This is a genomic window from Comamonas sp. GCA5, assembly GCF_036541385.1.
Lineage (GTDB): Bacteria > Pseudomonadota > Gammaproteobacteria > Burkholderiales > Burkholderiaceae_C > Comamonas > Comamonas aquatica.
The window spans coordinates 1-21270 of sequence record NZ_JAZHFR010000035.1; the positions used below are offsets into that span (position 1 = coordinate 1).

At 65.1% G+C, this 21270-nt stretch carries 17 protein-coding genes and 3 pseudogenes; 12 read left to right on the forward strand and 8 right to left on the reverse strand.

Annotation, left to right across the window (positions count from 1 at the left end):
- The 5 genes from tolA to SJH88_RS10200 form a co-directional block, all read left to right on the forward strand.
- The coding region (gene tolA / locus SJH88_RS10180; protein ID WP_274754397.1) for a cell envelope integrity protein TolA at positions 1 to 868 on the forward strand (868 nt) is incomplete at its 5' end.
- A gap of 183 nt (positions 869 to 1051) precedes the next feature.
- Positions 1052 to 2428 carry a prephenate-dependent tRNA uridine(34) hydroxylase TrhP gene (gene trhP, locus SJH88_RS10185; protein ID WP_420921734.1) on the forward strand — a complete coding sequence of 459 codons (1377 nt, stop codon included), beginning with the start codon at positions 1052 to 1054 and terminating at the stop codon, positions 2426 to 2428.
- Positions 2429 to 2619: 191 nt separating this feature from the next.
- Complete coding sequence (locus tag SJH88_RS10190) at positions 2620 to 3486, forward strand: plasmid replication/partition related protein (RefSeq protein ID WP_274754398.1); 867 nt, start codon at positions 2620 to 2622, stop codon at positions 3484 to 3486.
- 105 nt (positions 3487 to 3591) lie between these two features.
- Complete coding sequence (locus tag SJH88_RS10195; protein WP_274754399.1) at positions 3592 to 4707, forward strand: NADH:flavin oxidoreductase/NADH oxidase; 1116 nt, start codon at positions 3592 to 3594, stop codon at positions 4705 to 4707.
- Positions 4708 to 4785: 78 nt separating this feature from the next.
- Positions 4786 to 6213: an aminotransferase-like domain-containing protein gene (locus SJH88_RS10200; protein ID WP_274754413.1), complete on the forward strand. Its 1428-nt coding sequence runs from the start codon at positions 4786 to 4788 to the stop codon at positions 6211 to 6213.
- 13 nt (positions 6214 to 6226) lie between these two features.
- Here the strand turns inward: SJH88_RS10200 and ccoG are convergent, their stop codons facing one another.
- The gene (gene ccoG / locus SJH88_RS10205) at positions 6227 to 7678 is read right to left on the reverse strand and encodes a cytochrome c oxidase accessory protein CcoG (RefSeq protein ID WP_274754400.1); all 1452 of its coding nucleotides are present in this window, start codon (positions 7676 to 7678) and stop codon (positions 6227 to 6229) included.
- A gap of 341 nt (positions 7679 to 8019) precedes the next feature.
- On the opposite strand from ccoG, the gene SJH88_RS10210 reads away from it, so the two are divergent.
- Positions 8020 to 8652, forward strand: coding sequence for a DUF5610 domain-containing protein (locus SJH88_RS10210; protein WP_274754401.1), 633 nt, complete (start codon positions 8020 to 8022; stop codon positions 8650 to 8652).
- Positions 8653 to 8866: 214 nt separating this feature from the next.
- The gene (locus SJH88_RS10215) at positions 8867 to 9253 is read left to right on the forward strand and encodes a VOC family protein (protein WP_274754402.1); all 387 of its coding nucleotides are present in this window, start codon (positions 8867 to 8869) and stop codon (positions 9251 to 9253) included.
- Between the two features lie 43 nt (positions 9254 to 9296).
- On the opposite strand, the gene SJH88_RS10220 is transcribed toward SJH88_RS10215, so the two are convergent.
- The 7 genes and pseudogenes from SJH88_RS10220 to SJH88_RS10250 form a co-directional block, all read right to left on the reverse strand.
- On the reverse strand, positions 9297 to 9773 hold the full coding sequence (locus SJH88_RS10220; protein ID WP_274754403.1) for a nucleoside deaminase: 477 nt from the start codon (positions 9771 to 9773) through the stop codon (positions 9297 to 9299).
- 2 nt (positions 9774 to 9775) lie between these two features.
- Positions 9776 to 10450 carry an ankyrin repeat domain-containing protein gene (locus SJH88_RS10225; protein ID WP_274754404.1) on the reverse strand — a complete coding sequence of 225 codons (675 nt, stop codon included), beginning with the start codon at positions 10448 to 10450 and terminating at the stop codon, positions 9776 to 9778.
- A gap of 167 nt (positions 10451 to 10617) precedes the next feature.
- Positions 10618 to 13208, reverse strand: a pseudogene (gene acnB / locus SJH88_RS10230) (bifunctional aconitate hydratase 2/2-methylisocitrate dehydratase).
- Positions 13209 to 13275: 67 nt separating this feature from the next.
- A complete protein-coding gene (locus SJH88_RS10235) occupies positions 13276 to 13845 on the reverse strand; it encodes a hypothetical protein (RefSeq protein WP_260675126.1) in 570 nt (189 codons plus the stop codon).
- A 50-nt stretch (positions 13846 to 13895) separates the two neighbouring features.
- On the reverse strand, positions 13896 to 14903 hold the full coding sequence (locus SJH88_RS10240; protein WP_274754405.1) for an HpcH/HpaI aldolase/citrate lyase family protein: 1008 nt from the start codon (positions 14901 to 14903) through the stop codon (positions 13896 to 13898).
- A pseudogene (gene tam, locus SJH88_RS10245) lies at positions 14900 to 15699 on the reverse strand (trans-aconitate 2-methyltransferase). Before tam ends, SJH88_RS10240 begins: the two are co-directional and overlap by 4 nt.
- Positions 15700 to 15710: 11 nt before the next feature.
- The gene (locus SJH88_RS10250) at positions 15711 to 16697 is read right to left on the reverse strand and encodes a malate dehydrogenase (RefSeq protein WP_042412365.1); all 987 of its coding nucleotides are present in this window, start codon (positions 16695 to 16697) and stop codon (positions 15711 to 15713) included.
- A gap of 225 nt (positions 16698 to 16922) precedes the next feature.
- On the opposite strand from SJH88_RS10250, the gene SJH88_RS10255 reads away from it, so the two are divergent.
- The 5 genes and pseudogenes from SJH88_RS10255 (at position 16923) to SJH88_RS10275 (ending at position 21268) form a co-directional block, all read left to right on the forward strand.
- Positions 16923 to 17717, forward strand: coding sequence for a GntR family transcriptional regulator (locus SJH88_RS10255; protein WP_042412369.1), 795 nt, complete (start codon positions 16923 to 16925; stop codon positions 17715 to 17717).
- Positions 17718 to 17853: 136 nt separating this feature from the next.
- Complete coding sequence (gene sdhC, locus SJH88_RS10260) at positions 17854 to 18291, forward strand: succinate dehydrogenase, cytochrome b556 subunit (protein WP_043387223.1); 438 nt, start codon at positions 17854 to 17856, stop codon at positions 18289 to 18291.
- A 33-nt stretch (positions 18292 to 18324) separates the two neighbouring features.
- Entirely contained in the window at positions 18325 to 18690 is a 366-nt protein-coding gene (gene sdhD / locus SJH88_RS10265; protein WP_042412374.1) for a succinate dehydrogenase, hydrophobic membrane anchor protein, read from the forward strand.
- 38 nt (positions 18691 to 18728) lie between these two features.
- Positions 18729 to 20533, forward strand: a pseudogene (sdhA, locus tag SJH88_RS10270) (succinate dehydrogenase flavoprotein subunit).
- Between the two features lie 30 nt (positions 20534 to 20563).
- The gene (locus SJH88_RS10275; RefSeq protein WP_274754406.1) at positions 20564 to 21268 is read left to right on the forward strand and encodes a succinate dehydrogenase iron-sulfur subunit; all 705 of its coding nucleotides are present in this window, start codon (positions 20564 to 20566) and stop codon (positions 21266 to 21268) included.
- Positions 21269 to 21270: the final 2 nt, after the last annotated feature.

A 21270-nucleotide genomic window follows, 5' to 3' on the forward strand; every position in this document is an offset into this window, starting at 1 on the left:
TGCCACGCCCCCGCCACCCGCCCCGCCCAAGCCGACGCAGCAAGAGCTGCAATCGCAGCGCGACGCCGAGATCGCCTTGCAGGAGCGCAAGAAGCAGGAGGCCGAGCTGAAGAAGCAGCGCGAGCTGGAAGCCCAGAAGGCCAAGGACAAGGCCGAGCGCGAGAAGGCCGAAAAAGCCAAGCGGGACAAGGAAAAGGCGGAAGAGGCGCGCAAGGAAAAGCTCGAGCAGGAAAAGCGCGACAAGCTGGAACAGCAAAAGCGTGACAAGGCCGAGCAGGAGAAGAAAGAGCGCCTGGAAAAGGAAAAGCGCGAAAAGGCGGAAAAGGAAAAAGCCGCCAAGGACAAGGCCGCCAAAGAAAAGGCCGAGAAGGAGAAAGCCGAAAAGGCCAAGGCCGACGCCGAGAAGAAGGCCGCCGACGACAAGCGCCGCAAGGAGCAGGCCGCCCAGGAGGCCAAGGCAGCCAAGGAACTGGAGCGCATGCGCCAGGAAAACCTCAAGGCCATGGCCGGTCTGGCCGGGGGGTCCGGCGGCACGGGCTCTGCCGAAAAGAGCAGCGGCCCCAACGGCGGCAAGGGCACGGGCGGTGGCACGGCAGGCCACTCGGCCGGCTATGGCGCGCGCGTGGCGGCCAAGGTCAAGCCCAACATCGTCTATCCGGACGTGGTCAGCGGCAACCCGCGCGCCGAAGTGCGGGTGCGCGCGGCGCCGGACGGCACCATCACCAGCGTGCAGCTGGTCAAGTCCAGCGGCAACAAGGCCTGGGATGACGCCGTGGTCCGTGCCCTGCACAAGACCGAGACGCTGCCCAAGGACACCAACGGCACCGTGCCCAGCGAGTTCAACTTCGGTTTCCGCCCGCAAGACTGATCATTTACAGAGCGCCTGGCGCTTATCCAGCAAGGACTTCAGACAGATATCTGGCTGAAGTCCTTGTTCTTTCAGCTCTAGCCGCTCATTTATTGCGAGCTATCCGCCGCCGCCACACGGCCTGGGGGTACATGCCCCCACCGCCAGGACGGACAGCCGCCAATCAAGGAAAATAAGCCCCCTATGAAAGCCCCCGAACTGTTGCTTCCCGCCGGCTCGCTCGACAAGATGCGCGCCGCCTACGACTTTGGCGCCGACGCCGTGTACGCCGGCCAGCCGCGCTACTCCCTGCGCGCGCGCAACAACGAGTTCCGCATGGAGCAGATTGCCCAGGGCATCCAGGAAGCCCACCAGCGTGGCAAGAAGTTCTTTCTGACGTCCAACGTCATTGCGCACAACGACAAGATCCGCACCTACCTGCGCGACATCGAGCCCATCATCGACCTCAAGCCCGACGCGCTGATCATGGCCGACCCCGGCCTGATCATGATGGTCAAGGAAAAGTGGCCCGAGGCCGTGATCCACCTGTCCGTGCAGGCCAACACCACCAACTACGCCACCGTCAAGTTCTGGCAGAAGATGGGCGTGGAGCGCATCATCCTCTCGCGCGAGCTGAGCCTGGACGAGATCGAAAAGATCCGCCAGGAATGCCCCGATATGGAGCTGGAAGTCTTCGTGCACGGCGCGCTGTGCATCGCCTACTCGGGCCGCTGCCTGCTGTCGGGCTACTTCAACCGCCGCGACCCCAACCAGGGCACCTGCACCAACGCCTGCCGCTGGGAATACAAGACCCACGGCGCCGATGTGGACCCCAACACCGGCGAGGCACTGGGCCAGGCCATGGAGCAGGGCTTCAACTTCGAAGACGCCAAGAACGACGCCGACAACCAGTTCACCAGCACCTGCGGCGACCAGAAGCGCCACCCCAAGGCCGACGCCATCTACCTGCTGGAAGAAAAGGGCCGCCCCGGCGAGATGATGCCCATCATGGAAGATGAGCACGGCACCTACATCATGAACTCCAAGGACCTGCGTGCCGTGGAGCACGTGGAGCGCCTGACCAAGATCGGTGTCGATTCGCTGAAGATCGAAGGCCGCACCAAGAGCCTGTACTACGTCGCCCGCACCGCGCAGACCTACCGCCGCGCGATCGACGACGCCGTGGCCGGCCGCCCCTTCAACCCGCACCTGATCACCGAGCTGGAAGGCCTGGCCAACCGCGGCTACACCGGCGGCCTGCTGGAGCGCCGCCCCGCCAACGACTACCAGAACTACGAGACCGGCACCTCGGTGCTGCAGCGCAGCCACTTCGTGGGCCAGGTGCGTGGCTACGAAAACGGCCTGGCCGAGATCGAAACCATGAACCGCTTCGCCGTGGGCGACATGATCGAAATCATCCACCCCACCGGCAACCGCACCATGAAGCTGGAGCAGATGTTCAACCTGGACGGCGAACCCGTGCAGGTCGCCCCCGGCAACCCCGTGCGCGTGCGCATCCCGGTCGAGGGGCCCATCGAAGGCGGCCTGATCTCGCGCCTGCTGCACCCCGAACAGGCCTGATCTTTGATAGCGGTCAGCGCGCGCTGTTCAAGAATTTCCGATACTTTTCAGTCTGAAACCTAGAATCGACCAGCGCCAACCGCTCCTCTTTTCAAGACCTTGTCGGTCTTGGCACAAAGGCACCCCCGGGTGCCTTTTGACTTTTCACGGCAGACCGCTACAGTGCGCCTGCCCGCCCGATTGGAACCCTGATGAACCCCGAAGAGATTGTTGTCCTGCCTGAACTCAAGGCCTATATCGACCCCCTGACCCCCGACGAACACGATGCGCTGGAGCGCAGCATCCTCGACGAAGGCTGCCGCGACGCCCTGGTGCTGTGGGGCAATGTGCTGGTCGACGGCCACAACCGCTTCGGCATCTGCCAGAAGCACGGCCTGCCCTTCAAGACCATCCAGAACGAACGCTTTCAGAACATGGAAGACATCCACCTGTGGATGATCGACCAGCACCTGGGCCGGCGCTCCGTCTCCGACTTCCAGCGCGGTGTGCTGGCCCTGCGCAAGCGCGAGATCATCGCCGAGCGCCGCGCCGCAGCCGCCGCCGCGGTGAATGCCGCCAAGGCCGAATCCAGTGCCGAAGCGCCCTGGGACGGTGACACCGACCCCGCCGTGGCCCAGGCCCTGGCCAACACCCCCAAGGTGCCCGACCAGGCCCTGGACACGCGCGAAGCCCTGGCCCGCGCCGCCCGCCTGTCGGCCGGCCAGGTCAAGATGATCGAGACCATCCAGGAAAAGGCCGCCCCCGAAGTGGTTGCCGCCGTCAAGGCCGGCGAGCTGACGCTGAACGCCGCGGCCGTGGTCGCCACCCTGCCGTTGGAAGAGCAACAGGCCGTGGCCGCCGAAGGTGCCGACAGCCTGAAGCAGGCCGCCAAGCGCGTGCGCGAGGCCAAGAAAAAGCCCAAGGCCGACAAGCCCGCCGCCACGGACGATGCGCAGGATGCAGCACCACCGGCCTCGCCCGAGGAACTGCAGGCCCGCGTGGCCGAGCTGGAGGCCGAGAACGAACGCCTGCGCCTGCAGGTCAAGACCTTGCAGGAGCTGCTGGCCGAACAGGCCTGAGCCCACCGCTATCCCCTGCCGCAGCGCGTCACCGACGGGATCGGTGGCGCGCTTTTTTTGTGTCATGCTGCGGCGCAAGATTTGCTGTGAAGGGACGCGCCCACCATGCCCGCTTTGTTCTCCCCCATCCGCTTCGGCTCGCTGGAACTGGCCAACCGCATCGTCATTCCCCCGATGTGCATGTACTCGGCCGAGGAAGGCTGTGCCACCAGCTGGCACCTGATGCACTACGGCCAGCTGGCCCAGTCCGGCGCCGGCCTGCTGATCCTGGAAGCCACCGCCGTCGAGGCGCGGGGCCGCATCAGCGCCCACGACCTGGGCCTGTGGAACGATGTCCAGGTGCAGGCGCTGCGCCCGGTGCTGGCGCACATCCGCCGCCACAGCCCCATGCCCGTGTGCATGCAACTGGCCCACGCCGGCCGCAAGGCCAGCAGCCGCCGCCCCTGGGAAGGTGGTGGCGCCCTGCCTGCCGGCCACCCCGAGGCCTGGCCCACGATCAGCGCCAGCACCCAGGGCTTCCTGCCCACCGACCCGCTGCCGGCCAGCGCCACGTTGCAGGACATTGCTCAGATCACGCAGGCCTTCGTCGATGCTGCCCTGCGCGCGCACAGCCTGGGGCTGGATGCGCTGGAGCTGCACGCCGCCCATGGCTACCTGCTGCACCAGTTCCTGTCGCCCCTGTCCAACCTGCGCGACGACGCCTATGGCGGCAGCCTGGACAACCGCATGCGCCTGACGCTGGAGGTGTTCGACGCCATCCAGGCGGCCCTGCCGGCGGGCTTCCCGCTGGGCGTGCGCATCTCCGCCACCGACTGGGTGGCCGGCGGCTGGGACCTGGCGCAAAGCACCCAGCTGGCCCAGGCCCTGGCGGCCCGCGGCTGCGCCTTCCTGCATGTCTCCAGCGCCGCCCTGCACCCGGCCCAGCAGATCCCCATCGGCCCCGGCTACCAGGTGCCGCTGGCCGACGGCCTGCGCCGCCAGCTGCAGGGGGCCATGCCCGTGATTGCCGTGGGCCTGATCACCGACGCGCAACAGGCCCAGGCCATCCTGGATGCCGGCCAGGCCGATGCCATCGGCGTGGCCCGCGCCATGCTCTACAACCCGCGCTGGCCCTGGGAGGCCGCCCGCCAACTGGGCGCCCAGGTGGCGGCCGCCCCGCAGTACCTGCGCTGCGAGCCGCATGGCGCCAAGGGCCTGCTGCAGAGCGCGGCCACGGCCTAATCCGGGGCGGGGTAGTCTGGCGCTGCACAGCCCCTACACTGGGTGGCTGTGTCCACCGAACCCGCCACCTCCCCCAGCCTGACGCGCTACGCCACCCTGGCCGCCGACATCGCCCAGTCCATCCACGCGGGCGTGCTGCAGCCGGGCGACAAGCTGCCCTCGGTGCGCAGCTGCTGCGCCGCACGCGGCATCAGCCCGTCCACGGTGTTCCAGGCCTACTACCTGCTGGAGGCGCGCGGGCTGATCCGTGCGCGCGAGCGTTCCGGCTACTACGTGGCCTCGGGCGCACACCACCCGCCGCCAGAGCCCGAGATCGCCCGGCTGCCGCCCCCGGCCTCGCTGACGGTGGATGTCAGCGAGCGCGTGTTCTCCATCCTGCAAGCCAGCTTCCAGCCGGGCACGGTGGGCCTGGGCAGCGCCTTTCCCGCGCCCCAGCACTTCCCGTGGAACAAGCTGGCGCAGTCGCTGGCCGCCTGCGCACGCCAGGCCCAGCCACAGGCCCTGCTCGATGACCTGAGCACCGGCCACAGCGGTCTGCGCCGCCACATCGCCCGCCGCTACCTGGCCGATGGCATGCCGCTGCACATGGACGATGTGGTCATCACCAACGGCGCGCTGGAGGCGCTGAACCTGTGCCTGTCGGCGGTCACCCAGCCCGGCGGCACCGTGGTGGTGGAGTCGCCGTGTTTTTATGGCGCCCTGCAGGCGCTGGAGCGCTTGGGCCTGAAGGCGGTGGAAGTGCCCACCCACCCGCGCGACGGCATCGACCTGCCGGCGCTGGAAACCGCCATCACCAGCCACCGCCCGCAGGCCATCTGGCTGATGAGCAACTTCCACAACCCGCTGGGCAGCCTGGTACCCACGGCCCACAAGCAGGCCCTGTGTGCGCTGCTGGCGCGCCACCAGGTCCCGCTGATCGAAGACGATGTGTATGGCGAGCTGTACTTCTGCGCCCGCCGTCCGCTGCCCGTGAAGGCCTACGACCGCGAAGGCTGGGTGCTGCACTGCAGCTCGTTCTCCAAATGCCTGGCGCCGGCCTGGCGCGTGGGCTGGGCGGCGGCGGGGCGCTTCACCCAGGCCGTGGCACGGCAGAAGCTGACCACCTCGCTCAGCACCAACGCCCCGGCCCAGGGCGCGCTGGCGCATTACCTGGAAGGCGTGGGCTTCGACAAGCACCTGCGCCAGATGCGCCACACCCTGGCCATGCAGCGCGATGCGATGACGCAGGCCATCGCCCGCCACTTTCCGCCCGGTACGCGCGCCACGCGCCCCGAAGGCGGCTATTTCATGTGGATCGAGCTGCCACCCGGCTGCGATGCCCTGCAGCTGCACCAGCAGGCCCTGTCCGCAGGCATCAGCCTGGCGCCGGGGCCGGTGTTTTCGGCCAGCCAGCGCTTTGGCCGCTGCATCCGCCTGAACTACGGCCTGCTGTGGGACGCCCGCACCGAGCAGGCCCTGCAGCAGCTGGGCGGCTGGTGCCACCGCATGCAGCAGGGCGCGGGCTGAGTGGCGCCGCGGCTCAGCGTGGCACCAGGAAGGTGGTCGGCGCGGCCACCTGGATGGCCGGGTCGTCCTGGGCGCGCACCTCGATCGCCACCGGGTGCGAACCGCCCGCCGCCGCCCCATACGGCGCCTGCAGGCGGATGACCACCCAGCGGTCTTCGGCCGCGCCCAGCGCCACCGCGGTGTCCGACGCCACGCGCAAACCGTCCAGGCCCGCGGCCGACAGCACATAGTGCTGCGGCACTTCCGTGGCATTGCCGATCTGCACGCGGTAGATGTTCTCCACCATGCCGCCGGCCACGATGCGCGACAGGGTGCCGCGGTCGCGCACCACGTCCACCTTCAGCGGCACGCGCACCGACAGGCTGGTGACCATGGCCACGGTGATGGCCAGCAGCCCCGCGCCGTACAGCAGCACGCGCGGGCGGAACACGCGGCGCAGCATCTGCGCACGGCTCCAGCCCTGGGCCAGGGCGCTTTGCGTGCTCAGCCGCACCAGGCCACGCGCATAGTGCATCTTGTCCATCACGCCGTTGCAGGCGTCAATGCACAACCCGCAGCCGATGCATTCGTACTGCAGGCCCTCACGGATGTCGATGCCCACGGGGCAGACCTGCACGCACAGCTTGCAGTCGATGCAGTCGCCCAGGCCCTGGGCGCGCGCATCCACGCCCTTGGCCCGCGGGCCACGGCCTTCGCCACGCGCGGCGTCGTAGGTGACGACCAGCGTGTCCTTGTCGAACATGGCGCTCTGGAAGCGCGCGTACGGGCACATGTATTTGCACACCTGCTCGCGCAGGAAACCGGCATTGCCGTAGGTGGCCAGGGCGTAGAAGGCGATCCAGAAGATCTGCCACGCCCCCTGCAGCGCCATCACCTGCACCGCCAGGTCGCGGATGGGCACGAAGTAGCCCACGAAGGTGAAGCCCGTCCACAGCGACAGCAACAGCCACAGCAGGTGCTTGCCGCCACGCCGGGCCGTTTTCTCCAGCGTCCAGCCGCTGCCGTCCAGGCGCAGGCGCGCACTGCGGTCGCCCTCCAGCCGGCGCTCGATCCACATGAAGATCTCGGTGTACACCGTCTGTGGGCAGCTGAAGCCACACCACAGGCGCCCGGCCACGGTGGTGAACAGGAACAGTGCCAGGGCGCTGACGATGAGCAGCGCCGTCAGGTAGATGAAATCCTGCGGGTACAGCAGCCAGCCGAAGACGTAGAAACGCCGCTGCTCCAGATCGAACAGCAGGGCCTGGCGCCCATGGATCTGCAGCCAGGGCACGACGTAGAAGAACAGCTGCGTGGCCCACACCAGGGCCCAGCGCCAGCGGGAGAACAGGCCCTGGATGGAACGCGGCTGGATCTTGGTGCGCGGCTCGTAGAACGGCACGGCATGCGGCGCGGCCTGGATGGGGATGGTCTTGCGGGGCGGCGGTGTGCCGCCGGGTTGCGGGGAGGAGTTTTCGTGGGACATAGCGGGAATGGGCAGGCCAGCCAGTACCGCCTGGCTGCGCTCAGCAACGACTGTGCGCGCGCCGTCCCTGGAACAAAAGCATCAGATTGGGGGCAAAAAGACCGGATCAGATGCACTCCAGCCAAGTATCACCATATCAGTTCATCAAAAAGTGAGCTGCTGCCGCAGGGCAGATGCGGCACTCGATCTCTTTAGACTCTGAAAAGCCTATCCATCCAGCGCCAACCGCTTCCTTTTTTCAGCAAATCTCGCCATCTCGACCAATGGCACTTCAGAACACCGCCAAATTGCCGACATCCCAGATAAGGCCTTGTCGGCCTGTGTTGCCTCTGGAGAGCACCATGCTGAACGTCCCCCCCCTCCCCGCCCCCACTTCTGCCGACACAGCCGTGCCCGCCAAGAGCACGCCGCTGGACGAGGCGCAGAAAACCGCCACCGCCAGCAGCCAGGGCCAGCAGAACCTGCGCAATGCGCAGATCCTGGAAGCCTCGCTGCAGGTCAGCCTGCAGACCGGCAACGACAGCCTGGCCCTGCTGTACCGCACGGCGGTGGATGCCATCAACCAGGAGCTGGCGCCCGAACTGGGCCCCGACGCCATCCAGAACGCCATGGGCCAGGACCACAGCGCGCAGGCCACGGCAGGCCGCATCGTGGGCCTGTCCACCGCCATGTTCGACGCCTATGCGGCCCGCTACCCCGACAAGGACCTGGCCGAGGTGGCCCAGGATTTTGTGGAGCTGATCCGCGGTGGTTTCGAGCAGGGCTACCAGGAGGCGGAAGACATCTTGAACAGCCTGGGCGTGCTGGGCGCAGACAGCCCGGTAGCGGCCGGCATTGCCCAGACCTACGAGCTGGTGCACAAGGGCTATGACGACTGGCTGCAGGCCAAGCTGGGCGCGCTGCGCGGGGATGCCGCACCCAGTGCCCCTGCCGACGCCCCATCTGCCGCGCCAGGGTCGGCTGCCGCCCCTTGAGCCCGTGGCGGGCATGCAGGATTGAGGTGGGCGCACAAAATGGCAGAAAACCCATGCTGCACCTACGTATTCAGCTATGGTTTTTAGGCCACAACGCGTGCACCTGCTGGAAGAAAAGCCGCCGTCCTGCATCCCTGGCGGGCCAGACTTCGACAATCGGGACACACGGTGGCCCCGTGCCACGCCCCCGCTGCATCCCCCCAGGGGGTCTGCCATGACACGCAATCCCGTTGGATGGTTCGAAATCTATGTGCAGGACATGGACCGTGCCAAGGCGTTCTATGAAAACGTGCTGTCGCGCACGCTGGAAGCCCTGGCCCCACCCGGCGCCGACGGCAGCGACATGGAGATGTGGGCCTTCCCCATGCAGCCCGAGGCCGGGGGAGCGGCCGGTGCCCTGGTCCACATGCCGGGAGCGCCGTCCGGCAACGGCGGCACGCTGATTTATTTCAGCTGCGAGGACTGCGCCGTCGAAGCCGGTCGCGCGGTCGCCCAGGGCGGCACCGTGGTGCGCGACAAGATGCCGATCGGCCCCTATGGCTTCATCGCCCTGATCACCGACCCGGACGAAAACCTGATCGGCCTGCACTCAATGCGCTAGGGCCTGGCGCCTGGGGTGTGGGCGCTACAGGCCCCGGCCGTCCTCAGTGCGGTGTCTGGCGCTGCTTCCAGTCGGCGTACAGGCCGGGCCGCTCGGTCAGCCGTACGGGCACATGGCGGATGACCATGGACTGCTGGGCAAACGGTTTGGCCAGTTCTTCGTAGATCGCCGCTGTGGACAGGCCAAACGGCGCGGCATCGGCGTTTGAGTGGGCAAACACCACCTGGCTGACACCCGCCATGCGCATGGCCGCCAGGCACATTGGGCAGGGATGGCCACTGGCATACACCACACAGTGTTGCAGATTCGGCGAGGCCAGGTGCTGGCTGGCCCGGCGAATGGCCAGCATTTCCGCATGGTCCGTGGGATCGTTGCTGCGCAGGATCTCGTTGACAGCCGAGGCAATCACCACGCCCTGCTTGACCACCACGGCCCCGAACGCGCCGCCCTGCTCGGCATTGGCATACGCCAGCGCGATGGCTTCGCGCAAAAACTGTGTGTCGTCGTGTGTCACTGTCATCTTCAATGTGCTCCTGCCCGACGCAAAATGCGGGCAATCTCTGGGTATCCATGGGCCTGGGCCAAGGCCAGTGGCGTGCGGCCCTGGGCATCGGGCAGGTTCACGTCGGCCCCGGCATCGACCAGCTCCTGCACCACCTGCTGGTGGCGCTCGCCGCCCTGGCCCAGCACCACGGCCTCGATCAGCGCGGTCCAGCCCAGGCGGTTCACGTGGTTCACATCCACACCCGCCTGGATCAGCAGGCGCACGGCTTCCACATGGCCACGCTCCGCCGCCGGAATCAGCGCCGTGCCCTGGTAGCGGTTCAGGCTGCGCACGTCCGCGCCGTGCGCCAGCGTCATCTGCAGGATGTCCAGATGGCCCCGGGCCCCGGCGTACAGGTAGGGGCTGTCCTGGATCTGGTCCTTGGCATTGACCTCGGCACCGGCCTCGATCAAGGCCCGGGCGGCGGCCACATGGTTGTGGTGGGTGGCCACCAGCAGTGGGGTCTGACCAGCGGTATTGCGCGCCTCCAGCGGCGCGCCACAGTCCAGCAGGCGCCGGATCTCGGCCGGATGGTTGGCCGTGACCGCCGCAAACAGCGGCGCGGCCTGGGTGCAGGGCTCGGCCGCCAGCCCGGGCGCCACAACGCTAGCGCACAGGACCATCCCCACCAGCCATCGGATTGTTCGCAACATGCGGTTCCTTGTGTCCACCGATCTTCGAGCACCGATGCTAACGCCCCCAGCGCGACTGCGCCGTCAACGTCCAGCTCCCCCGCAACGCAATGGGCCCTGCCCACGGCCTGCATAAAAAAAGCCTGCCGCGCGATGCGCAGCAGGCCTTGGCTTGCGGCCGGAACGACTTAGGCGTTCACGCCCTTAGCCACTTCAGCGTACTCTTCGATCTGGTCGAAGTTCATGTAGCGGTAGACCGATGCCTTGTCGGCATCAATCACGCCCATTTCCTTCAGGTACTCGTCCTTGGAAGGCAGGTAACCCAGGCGCGAAGCAATCGCGGACAGCTCGGCCGAGCCCAGGAACACGTTGGTGTTCTTGCCCAGACGGTTGGGGAAGTTGCGGGTGGACGTGGAGATCACGGTCGCACCTTCGCGCACTTGTGCCTGGTTGCCCATGCACAGCGAGCAGCCGGGCATTTCGGTGCGCGCACCGGCGGTGCCGAACGCGGCGTAGTGGCCTTCCTTGATCAGCTCGCTCTGGTCCATCTTGGTGGGCGGTGCCACCCACAGCTTGACGGGGATGTCGCGCTGGCCGCCCAGCAGCTTGGCCGCTGCGCGGAAGTGACCGATGTTGGTCATGCACGAACCGATGAAGGCTTCATCGATCTTGGTGCCGGCCACTTCGGACAGGAACTTGGCGTCATCGGGGTCGTTGGGGCAGCAGACGATGGGTTCCTTGATGTCAGCCAGATCGATCTCGATCACGGCGGCGTACTCGGCGTCCTTGTCGGCTTCCAGCAGGTCGGGCTTGGCCAGCCAGGCTTCGACCTTCTCGATGCGGCGCTGCAGGGTCTTGGCGTCCTGGTAACCGTCGGCGATCATGTTCTTCATCAGAACGATGTTCGAGGTCAGGTATTCCTTGATCGGCTCGGGATTCAGCTTGATCGTGCAACCGGCGGCGGAACGCTCGGCGACGCGTCGGACAGCTCGAACGCCTGCTCCACCTTCAGGTCGGGCAGACCTTCGATTTCCAGGATCTTGCCCGAGAAGATGTTCTTCTTGCCGGCCTTGGCCACGGTCAGCAGACCGGCCTTGATGGCGTACAGCGGGATCGCATGCACCAGGTCACGCAGGGTCACGCCAGGCTGCATGGCGCCCTTGAAGCGCACCAGCACGGACTCGGGCATGTCCAGGGGCATCACGCCGGTGGCGGCACCGAAGGCCACCAGACCGGAGCCTGCAGGGAAGGAAATGCCGATGGGGAAGCGGGTGTGCGAATCACCACCGGTGCCGACGGTATCGGGCAGCAGCAGGCGGTTGAGCCAGCTGTGGATCACGCCGTCGCCAGGACGCAGGGCCACGCCGCCGCGGTTGGAGATGAAGGCAGGCAGTTCGCGGTGGGTCTTCACATCCACGGGCTTGGGGTAGGCCGCCGTGTGGCAGAAGGACTGCATCACCAGGTCGGCCGAGAAGCCCAGGCAGGCCAGGTCCTTCAGCTCGTCGCGGGTCATGGGGCCGGTGGTGTCTTGCGAACCCACGGTGGTCATGCGAGGCTCGCAGTAGGTACCGGGGCGCACGCCCTGGCCTTCGGGCAGGCCGACGGCACGGCCGACCATCTTCTGCGCCAGGGTGAAGCCGGCGTTGGACGCGGCCGGTGCCGAGGGCAGACGGAACGCGGTCGAGGCAGGCAGACCCAGGAATTCACGGGCCTTGGCGGTCAGCGAACGGCCGATGATCAGGTTGATACGGCCACCGGCTTGCACTTCGTCCAGCAGCACGTCGCTCTTCAAGGCGAACTCGGCAACGGTTTCACCGTTCTTGAGCAGCTTGCCGTCGTAGGGCAGCACGTCGATGACGTCGCCCATTTCCAGCTTGGTCACGTCGACTTCGATCGGCAGCGAGCCCGAGTCTTCCTGGGTGTTGAAGAAGATGGGGGCGATCTTGCCGCCCAGGGTCACACCACCAAAGCGCTTGTTGGGCACAAAGGGGATGTCCTGGCCGGTGGCCCAGATCACGGAATTGGTCGCCGACTTGCGCGAAGAACCGGTACCCACCACGTCGCCCACATAGGCCACGAGGTGGCCCTTCTTCTTCAGGTCTTCGATGAACTGCATGGGACCACGCTTGCCGTCTTCCTCGGGCTTGAAGGCCGCGTCGGGACGGGTGTTCTTCAGCATGGCCAGGTAGTGCAGCGGGATGTCGGGACGGCTCCAGGCATCGGGCGCGGGCGACAGGTCGTCGGTGTTGGTTTCGCCGGGCACCTTGAACACGGTGACGGTGATCTTTTCCTGGACCTTGGGACGCGAAGTGAACCACTCGGCATCGGCCCAGCTCTGCATCACTTCCTTGGCCTTGGCGTTGCCGGCCTTGGCCTTGGTGGCGACGTCGTTGAAGAAGTCGAACATCAGCAGCGTCTTCTTGAGCGCATCGGCGGCCACGCCCGCCACTTCGGCGTCGTCCAGCAGCTCGATCAGGGGGTGCACGTTGTAGCCGCCCACCATGGTGCCCAGCAGCTCGGTGGCCTTGGCCTTGGAGATCAGGCCCACCTTCAGGTCACCGTGGGCCACGGCGGCCAGGAAGGACGCCTTGACCTTGGCGGCATCGTCCACGCCGGGTGGCACGCGGTGGGTCAGCAGGTCCAGCAGGAAGGCATCTTCGCCCGCAGGAGGGTTCTTGATCAGTTCGATCAGTTCAGCCACTTGCTTGGCATCGAGGGGCAGCGGAGGAATGCCCAGTGCGGCGCGCTCGGCCACATGGTCACGGTAGGCTTTCAACATGGTTCTCTCTCCATTGGTTTTCTAAGAGTGGGGCAGCGTTTGACAGCGCTTTGGTCCCGGCAAGGGCTTACTTGCTCGGTGCGTCCAGCAGGCTGGGGGGCGGGCTCTTCTTGATGGCCTCGGCCACCTGAAGCTGTTCGGGGCTCATGCATTCGTCCGCCAGCCGCTGGCCGGCCTTTTGGTTCATGAGCATGGATTTGTTCGCGATCTGCAGCCACACGGCGCCGGCCTTCTGGTCTTCCAGACGCACCACGCCGGTGCTGGTCCCCACGGGGGACATGTGGAAGTTGAAGCCCTTGCCGCTGACCATGAAATGGCCAGGGTTCTGGGCATCCTTGGACACATTCACGTGCTGTCCCAGCTCACAGGCGATGTTGCCGGTGTGCACTCGGTCGGCCAGGGCCAGCTCATCGGCATTCAGTGCGCGGGGTGCCAGCACCGCCGCCGAGGCGGCTGCGGCAGCCGCTCCTGCCCCGGCGACTTTGCGCGCGGTGGAGGGGGGCGTGGTTTTCTTCACGGCCGCGGTCTTCTTGACCGGGGTGGTGGCCTTGGCCGATTTCTGCGCAGCCGTGTCGGGGGAGGCAGCCATCGCCAGTGCGGGAGCGATCAGCACAATGGAGGCAATCAAATGTTTCATGCGGACTCCTGCAATTCCAAAAAATAGGTTCGTTGAACACCAGGGCATGCTCATGCTGCCTCTGAATCGAACCATTGTCGCGCTTCTTGCGGCAGCGGCATGGCGGTGCGGTGCGCACGCTTCAGCAACTGCCAGTAATAACGGTAACTTGCACGGTCGTGCAAGACGCCCTCGTGGCTGATCGGCGCCCAGTGCTGGGCGGCGGCAGCCACCAGGATGCTGGTGGCTTCCTGCACCTGGGCCATGGCCGGGGCGAAAGCCGCCAGGATCGGACGGATCTGCGCCGGATGGATGCTCCACATGCGCGTATAGCCCAGGCTCTGGCTGGCCTGCGTGGCGGCGGCCTGCAAAGCGGCCGTGTCCTTGAATTCGGTCACCACGCAGTGCGAGGGCACTTTGCCAAAGGCATGGCAGGCCGCGGCGATTTCCAGCTTGGCCCGCACGACCAGCGGGTGCTCGAACTGGCCGCGCACCCCCATGGCACTGGCAGGGATGGCGCCACCGTGCGCGGAGACAAAATCCATCAGGCCGAAAGAGATGCTCTGCACCGCCGGATGGGCAGCGATCTCGAAAGCACGGTGCACGGCCGCGGGCGATTCAATCAAAACATGGAGCGGCACACGCACGCCTGTCGCGCGTTGCAGGGCTTTTTCAGCCTTGAGCACGTCCTCCACGCTCTCCACCTTGGGCAGCATGATGTGGCACAGGTGGGCCCCGGCCTCGCCGGCGATGATGTCCATGTCCTGCACAAAGGCCGGGTGGTCCACCGCATGCACCCGGGCAGCCACCCGGGCGCCGGCCACCGCCCCGCGCGCCAGTTGGGCCACCAGTTGGGCGTGTGCCTGCTCCTGGCCCACCGATGCGCCGTCCTCGCAATCCAGCGTCACATCAAAGACGCAGGTGCCGAACTCCTGCAGCATCTGGGCCTGCAGCTGCAGGCTTTTGCGCATGCGCTCTTCCACGCCGCTATAGTGGTCGCACACTGGCAGGTGCAAGGCACCGGCCGCCTGGGCGTCCAGCAGCACCTCGGCAGGATGGGCGGTGGATGTGGTGGTCATGCGCTACGCTGGGCAACCAGGAAAAGACGGGGGAAAGCCAGCAAACGCTGGCCGTCGGCACGTGCGGGATAGGCAGCGTCCACACGGTGTTCATAGGCCTGCACGAAGTCGGCCTGCAATCCAGCAGGCAAGCCTTCGACAAATGGTTTCAGACCGGTGCTGCGCAACCATTGCACGATGGCGGCAGGCGATGCCATGGGGTGCTGGTAGATGGTGTGCCACACATCCACCGCGGCCGACTGCGCCCCAGGGGCGGCCAGCAAATCGTAGTAAGTCCCGATCGGAGAATCTCAGTGCGCAAACGTTCGGCCTGCCCGATGTGGCTGGCGAACTGCGGCAGCTGTGCGATTTCGCGCATCAGCCGGTGCGAGGGCTGCTGGTGGTTGTCGGGCATCTGGATGGCCAGGACACCACCTGGCGCCAGCAGCGACAGCAACCGGGGGATCAGCACCTCATGGGCAGACACCCATTGCAGCGAAGCGTTGGCAAAGATCAGGTCCGGAGCCGGTGTGCCTGCCTGGGGAGCCCAGGTGGCGATGTCATCCAGCTCGAACCGGGCCTGCGGCAGTTGTTGCCGGGCCGTGGCCAGCATGGCCGGGGAATTGTCCACGCCCAGCACCTGGGCATGGACAAAGCGCTGCACCAGCAGCTCGGTGGAATTGCCGGGACCACAGCCCAGGTCCACCACGTGGCGAACCTGGGCGGGGTCGAGCGGTACCCGCGCCAGCAACTCTGCCGCAGGGCGCGTGCGCTCCGAGGCGAAGCGCAGGTAGAGCGCGGGGTTCCAGTCGAGCATAGGCCAGCGGATTACAGCAGGTGCTTGACGCCGTCCTGCTCGCCCTGCAGTTCAGCCAGGGTCTTGTTGATGCACTCTTGCGAGAAGGCATCGATGGCCAGGCCTTCGACAATCTTGTACTCGCCATTTTCAGTGGTCACAGGGAAGCCGAACACGATGCCGGCAGGAATGCCGTATTCGCCGTTGGAGGGCACACCCATCGTCACCCACTCACCGTTCGAGCCCAGCGCCCAGTCGCGCATGTGGTCGATGGCAGCGTTGGCCGCCGAAGCAGCCGAGGACAGGCCACGGGCGTTGATGATGGCAGCGCCGCGCTTGCCCACGGTGGGCAGGAACACGTTGGCGTTCCAGTCCTGGTCGTTGATGGTGTCCTTAACGGACTTGCCATCCACGGTGGCGAAGCGGTAGTCGGCGTACATGGTGGGCGAGTGGTTGCCCCACACGGTCAGCTTCTTGATGTCGCCCACCTTGAAACCGGCCTTGGCAGCCAGTTGGGAAGCCGCGCGGTTGTGGTCCAGGCGCAGCATGGCGGTGAAGTTCTTAGCTGGCAGATCGGGCGCCGACTTCATGGCGATGTAGGCGTTGGTGTTGGCGGGGTTGCCGACCACCAGCACCTTGACGTTGCGCGAAGCCACGGCGTTCAGGGCCTTGCCTTGGGCGGTGAAGATCTGGGCGTTGGCAGCCAGCAGATCGGCGCGCTCCATGCCGGGGCCGCGGGGGCGAGCACCCACCAGCAGGGCATAGTCGGTATCCTTGAAGGCTTGCAGGGGGTCGCTGTGTGCTTCAATACCAGCCAGCAGCGGGAAGGCGCAGTCTTCCAGCTCCATGATCACGCCCTTCAGTGCGTTCTGTGCCTTCTCGTCAGGAATTTCGAGCAGCTGCAGAATAACGGGCTGATCCTTGCCCAGCATTTCGCCGGATGCGATACGGAACAACAGGGCGTAACCAATTTGACCTGCGGCGCCGGTGACGGCAACACGAACGGGCTTCTTGCTCATGGTGAAAACTCCAGATTTCGGAAATAAACAGTTGTCGGCGCACCGTCGCTCCAGCATCTGTCACCAGTAGCCCGTGCTCCGTAAACAGTCGGCAAGTGTACCCCTGATTTGGTCGCCTGGTCAATTTGTCTTATGTCTTATATAAGATATGATCAACCCTCAAGCCAGCGACCTATCGGCAGTCCAGAATTCGAATCCGGAGGCTCTGACCTTCCAACCACCAATATGTCCTCTTCGCAATCTTTTTCTGCTGACAGTGCTCCCGGGCCCACTGCGAATACAGCCCCCCCACTCACCCCAGCCTTCAGCCCGCTGTACCAGCAGATCAAAGGCCTGATTCTGCAAAGCCTGCAAGCCGGCGAATGGCGCCCCGGAGAACTCATCCCCAGCGAGATGGAGTTGGCCGCACGCTTCAAGGTCAGCCAGGGCACGGTGCGCAAAGCGATCGACGAACTGGCTGCAGAAAACCTGGTCATGCGGCGACAGGGCAAAGGCACTTTCGTGGCCACCCACTCGGCCCAACAGGTGCAATACCGCTTCCTGAAGCTGCACCCGGACGTTGGCAACCTGGAAGGCGAAGGCCGCGCGCAGCGCACGATCCTAGAGTGCAAGCGCGTGCGCGCCCCGGCAGAAATCGCCCGCCTGCTGGCATTGCGCAGCGGCGACACTGTGGTGCAGGTGCGCCGCATCCTGGCGTTCAGCGGTATCCCAACCATTTTGGAAGACATTTGGTTACCCGGCCATCCCTTCAAAGGGCTGACTGCCGAACAGATGGCCAACTACCAAGGCCCCACCTACGCGATGTTCGAAGGTGATTTCGGGGTCCGCATGGTGCGCGCCGACGAGAAGCTGCGTGCGGTCCTGCCCGATGAGGCCCAAGCGCAGTTGCTACAGGTCCCCGCCAGCACCCCGCTGCTCAGCGTGGAGCGGATTGCCTACACCTACAACGACATCCCCATGGAGTTACGACGCGGTATCTACAGAACAGACACACACCACTACAAGAATGCCCTGAGCTGATTGACCACGCCTTCAGAGACAGCAACAAAAAACAATCGCGTCAGCACAGCCCGCTACCTGCGCCATTGCAATAGAATTTTGAATCTTTTGCTCCCGCGCGATTACAACGCAGTTACATCCACGAAAGTACCCCGCCATGACAGAGCTAGCAAAAAAGAAGCGGCCCGAGTTCCGCAATATCAACGTTTTTAACGACGTTCGAACCTATCGCTTACCCCCAGCAGGCATTGTTTCGATCTTGCACCGCATCAGCGGCGTGATCATGTTCTTGCTGCTGCCGTTCATCATCTGGATGTTCGATGCCTCGCTGTCGTCCGAGTTTTCGTTCGCCAAGTTCAAGGCCGTCTTCAACGAAGGCTGCGGCTTCGTTCCCGGCTGGATCATCAAGCTGGTTGCGCTGGCCATCATCTGGGCCTACCTGCACCACCTGACAGCCGGCCTGCGACACCTGTTTATGGACGTGAACCACAACGTGGTGAACAAAGAATTCGGCAAGTCCTCCGCCCTCACCGTCCTGGTGATCAGCGTGGGGCTGACCGTGGTACTGGGCGCCAAGCTGTTTGGCCTGTACTGAGCAACCGCACCCTCACGATAAGGAAAAGACATCATGTCCGTGAATTACGGCTCCAAGCGCACCGTGGTCGGTGCCCACTACGGCATTCGTGACTGGCTGGCTCAACGTGTCACCGCCGCCCTGATGGTGCTGTTCACCATCGTGGTCCTGGCCCAACTGATCTTCGCGCAAGGCGAGATTGGCTATGAGCTGTGGGCTGGCATCTTCGCTGCCCAGTGGATGAAGTTCGTCACCTTTGGCGTGATCATTGCGCTGGTCTGGCACGTCTGGGTCGGTGTGCGTGATGTGTGGATGGACTACGTCCAATCCGTGGGCCTGCGCCTGACGCTGCAGGTGTTCACGATTGTTTGGCTGGTCGGCTGCGCCGGCTGGGCTTTCCAGGTTCTGTGGCGTCTGTGATCGGCAACTGCCTGATCCTCCACGATTGAAGGTTAAGAATGAGCTACTCCAAAGCAAATATCACCAAGCGCAAGTTCGACGTTGTCATCGTTGGCGCCGGCGGCTCCGGTCTGCGTGCCGCCCTGGAACTGTCCCGCGCCGGCCTGAGCGTGGCCTCGCTGTCCAAGGTCTTCCCCACACGTTCGCACACCGTGGCCGCCCAGGGTGGCGTGTCCGCGTCACTGGGCAACATGTCGGAAGACAACTGGCACTACCACTTCTACGACACCATCAAGGGCTCCGACTGGCTGGGCGACCAGGACGCGATCGAGTTCATGTGCCGTGAAGCACCCAACGTCGTGATCGAGCTCGAACACTTCGGCATGCCGTTCGATCGCAACCCCGATGGCACCATCTACCAGCGTCCGTTTGGCGGCCACACCGCCAACTACGGCGAAAAGCCCGTGCAACGCGCCTGTGCGGCCGCTGACCGTACCGGTCACGCCATGCTGCACACGCTGTACCAGCAGAACGTCGCCTCCAAGACCAACTTCTTCGTGGAGTGGATGGCCCTGGACCTGATCCGCAACACCCAGGGTGATGTGGTCGGCGTGACAGCCCTGGAACTGGAAACCGGCGACCTGTACGAGCTGCACGCCAAGGCCGTGCTGCTGGCCACCGGCGGTGCCGGTCGCATCTTTGCAGCCTCGACCAACGCCTTCATCAACACCGGTGACGGCCTGGGCATGGCGCGCGCGCCGGCATCCCGCTGCAGGACATGGAGTTCTGGCAATTCCACCCCACCGGCGTGGCCGGTGCTGGCGTGCTGCTGACCGAAGGCTGCCGCGGCGAAGGCGCTATTCTTTTGAATAGCGAAGGCGAACGCTTCATGGAGCGTTACGCGCCCACGCTGAAGGACCTGGCGCCACGTGACTTCGTGTCGCGCTCCATGGACCAGGAAATCAAGGAAGGTCGCGGCTGCGGTCCCAACAAGGACTACATCCTGATGAAGCTGGACCACCTGGGCGCCGACACCATCCGCAAGCGCCTGCCTTCGGTGGAAGAAATCGGCCACAACTTCGCCAACGTGGACATCACCAAGGAACCAATCCCTGTGGTGCCCACCATCCACTACCAGATGGGTGGCATCCCCACCAACATCAACGGCCAGGTCGTGACCTGGGACGGCCAGCAAAACCGCGTGGTGAATGGCCTGTACGCCGTGGGCGAATGCTCGTGCGTGTCAGTGCACGGCGCCAACCGCCTGGGCACCAACTCGCTGCTGGACCTGCTGGTCTTCGGCAAGTCGGCCGGCAAGCACATCGTGCAGTTCGTCAACGGCTTCGGCGACCATGCTGCCGTGCCCGCTGACGGTTCCGACCGCACCCTGGCCCGCCTGAACCAGCTGGATGAATCCAAGGAAGGTACCTACGCCCAGGACATCGCCGGCGACATCCGCGCCGCCATGCAGCAGCACGCTGGCGTGTTCCGCACGCAAAAGGGCATGGACGAAGGCACGGTCAAGATCAACGCCATCCGCGAACGCGTCGGCTCCGTGACCCTGAAGGACAAGTCCAAGGTCTGGAACACCGCCCGCATGGAAGCGCTGGAAGTGGACAACCTGATCGAAGTGGCCCAGGCCACCATGACCTCCGCTGCCGCCCGCAAGGAATGCCGTGGTGCCCACACCGTGTACGACTACGAACGCCCTGCGGACGACGCCGAGTGCCCACTGGGTCGTAACGACAAGGAATGGATGAAGCACACCCTGTGGGACAGCGCCTCCAACAGCCTGTCGTACAAGCCTGTGAACCTCAAGCCCCTGACCGTGGAATCCGTGCCACCCAAGGTCCGCACGTTCTAATCCAGCAGCAGCCCACGAAAGAAATATCAAATGAAGCGTACTTTCAAGATCTACCGCTACGATCCCGATAAGGATGCCAAGCCCTACATGCAGACCGTGGAGATCGAACTCGACGGCCACGAACGCATGCTGCTGGACGCACTGGTCAAGCTCAAGGCCCAGGACCCCACCATCTCCTTCCGCCGCTCCTGCCGCGAAGGCGTGTGCGGTTCGGACGCCATGAACATCAATGGCAAGAACGGCCTGGCCTGCCTGACGAACATGAACACCCTCAAGGGCGACATCGTTCTCAAGCCCCTGCCTGGCCTGCCCGTCATCCGCGACCTGATCGTGGACATGACGCAGTTCTTCAAGCAGTACCACTCGATCAAGCCCTACCTGCAAAGCGACATCTACGCGACGCCCAACAAGGAACGCCTGCAGTCGCCCGAAGAGCGCGAAGAGCTCAACGGCCTGTACGAGTGCATTCTGTGCGCCAGCTGCTCGACCAGCTGCCCCTCGTTCTGGTGGAACCCCGACAAGTTCGTGGGCCCTGCCGGTCTGCTGCAGGCCTACCGCTTCATCGCGGACAGCCGCGACACCGCCACCGGCGAGCGCCTGGACAACCTGGAAGACCCCTACCGTCTGTTCCGTTGCCACACCATCATGAACTGCGTGGACGTGTGCCCCAAGCACCTGAACCCCACGAAGGCCATTGGCAAGATCAAGGAGCTGATGGTGCGTCGCGCCATCTGATC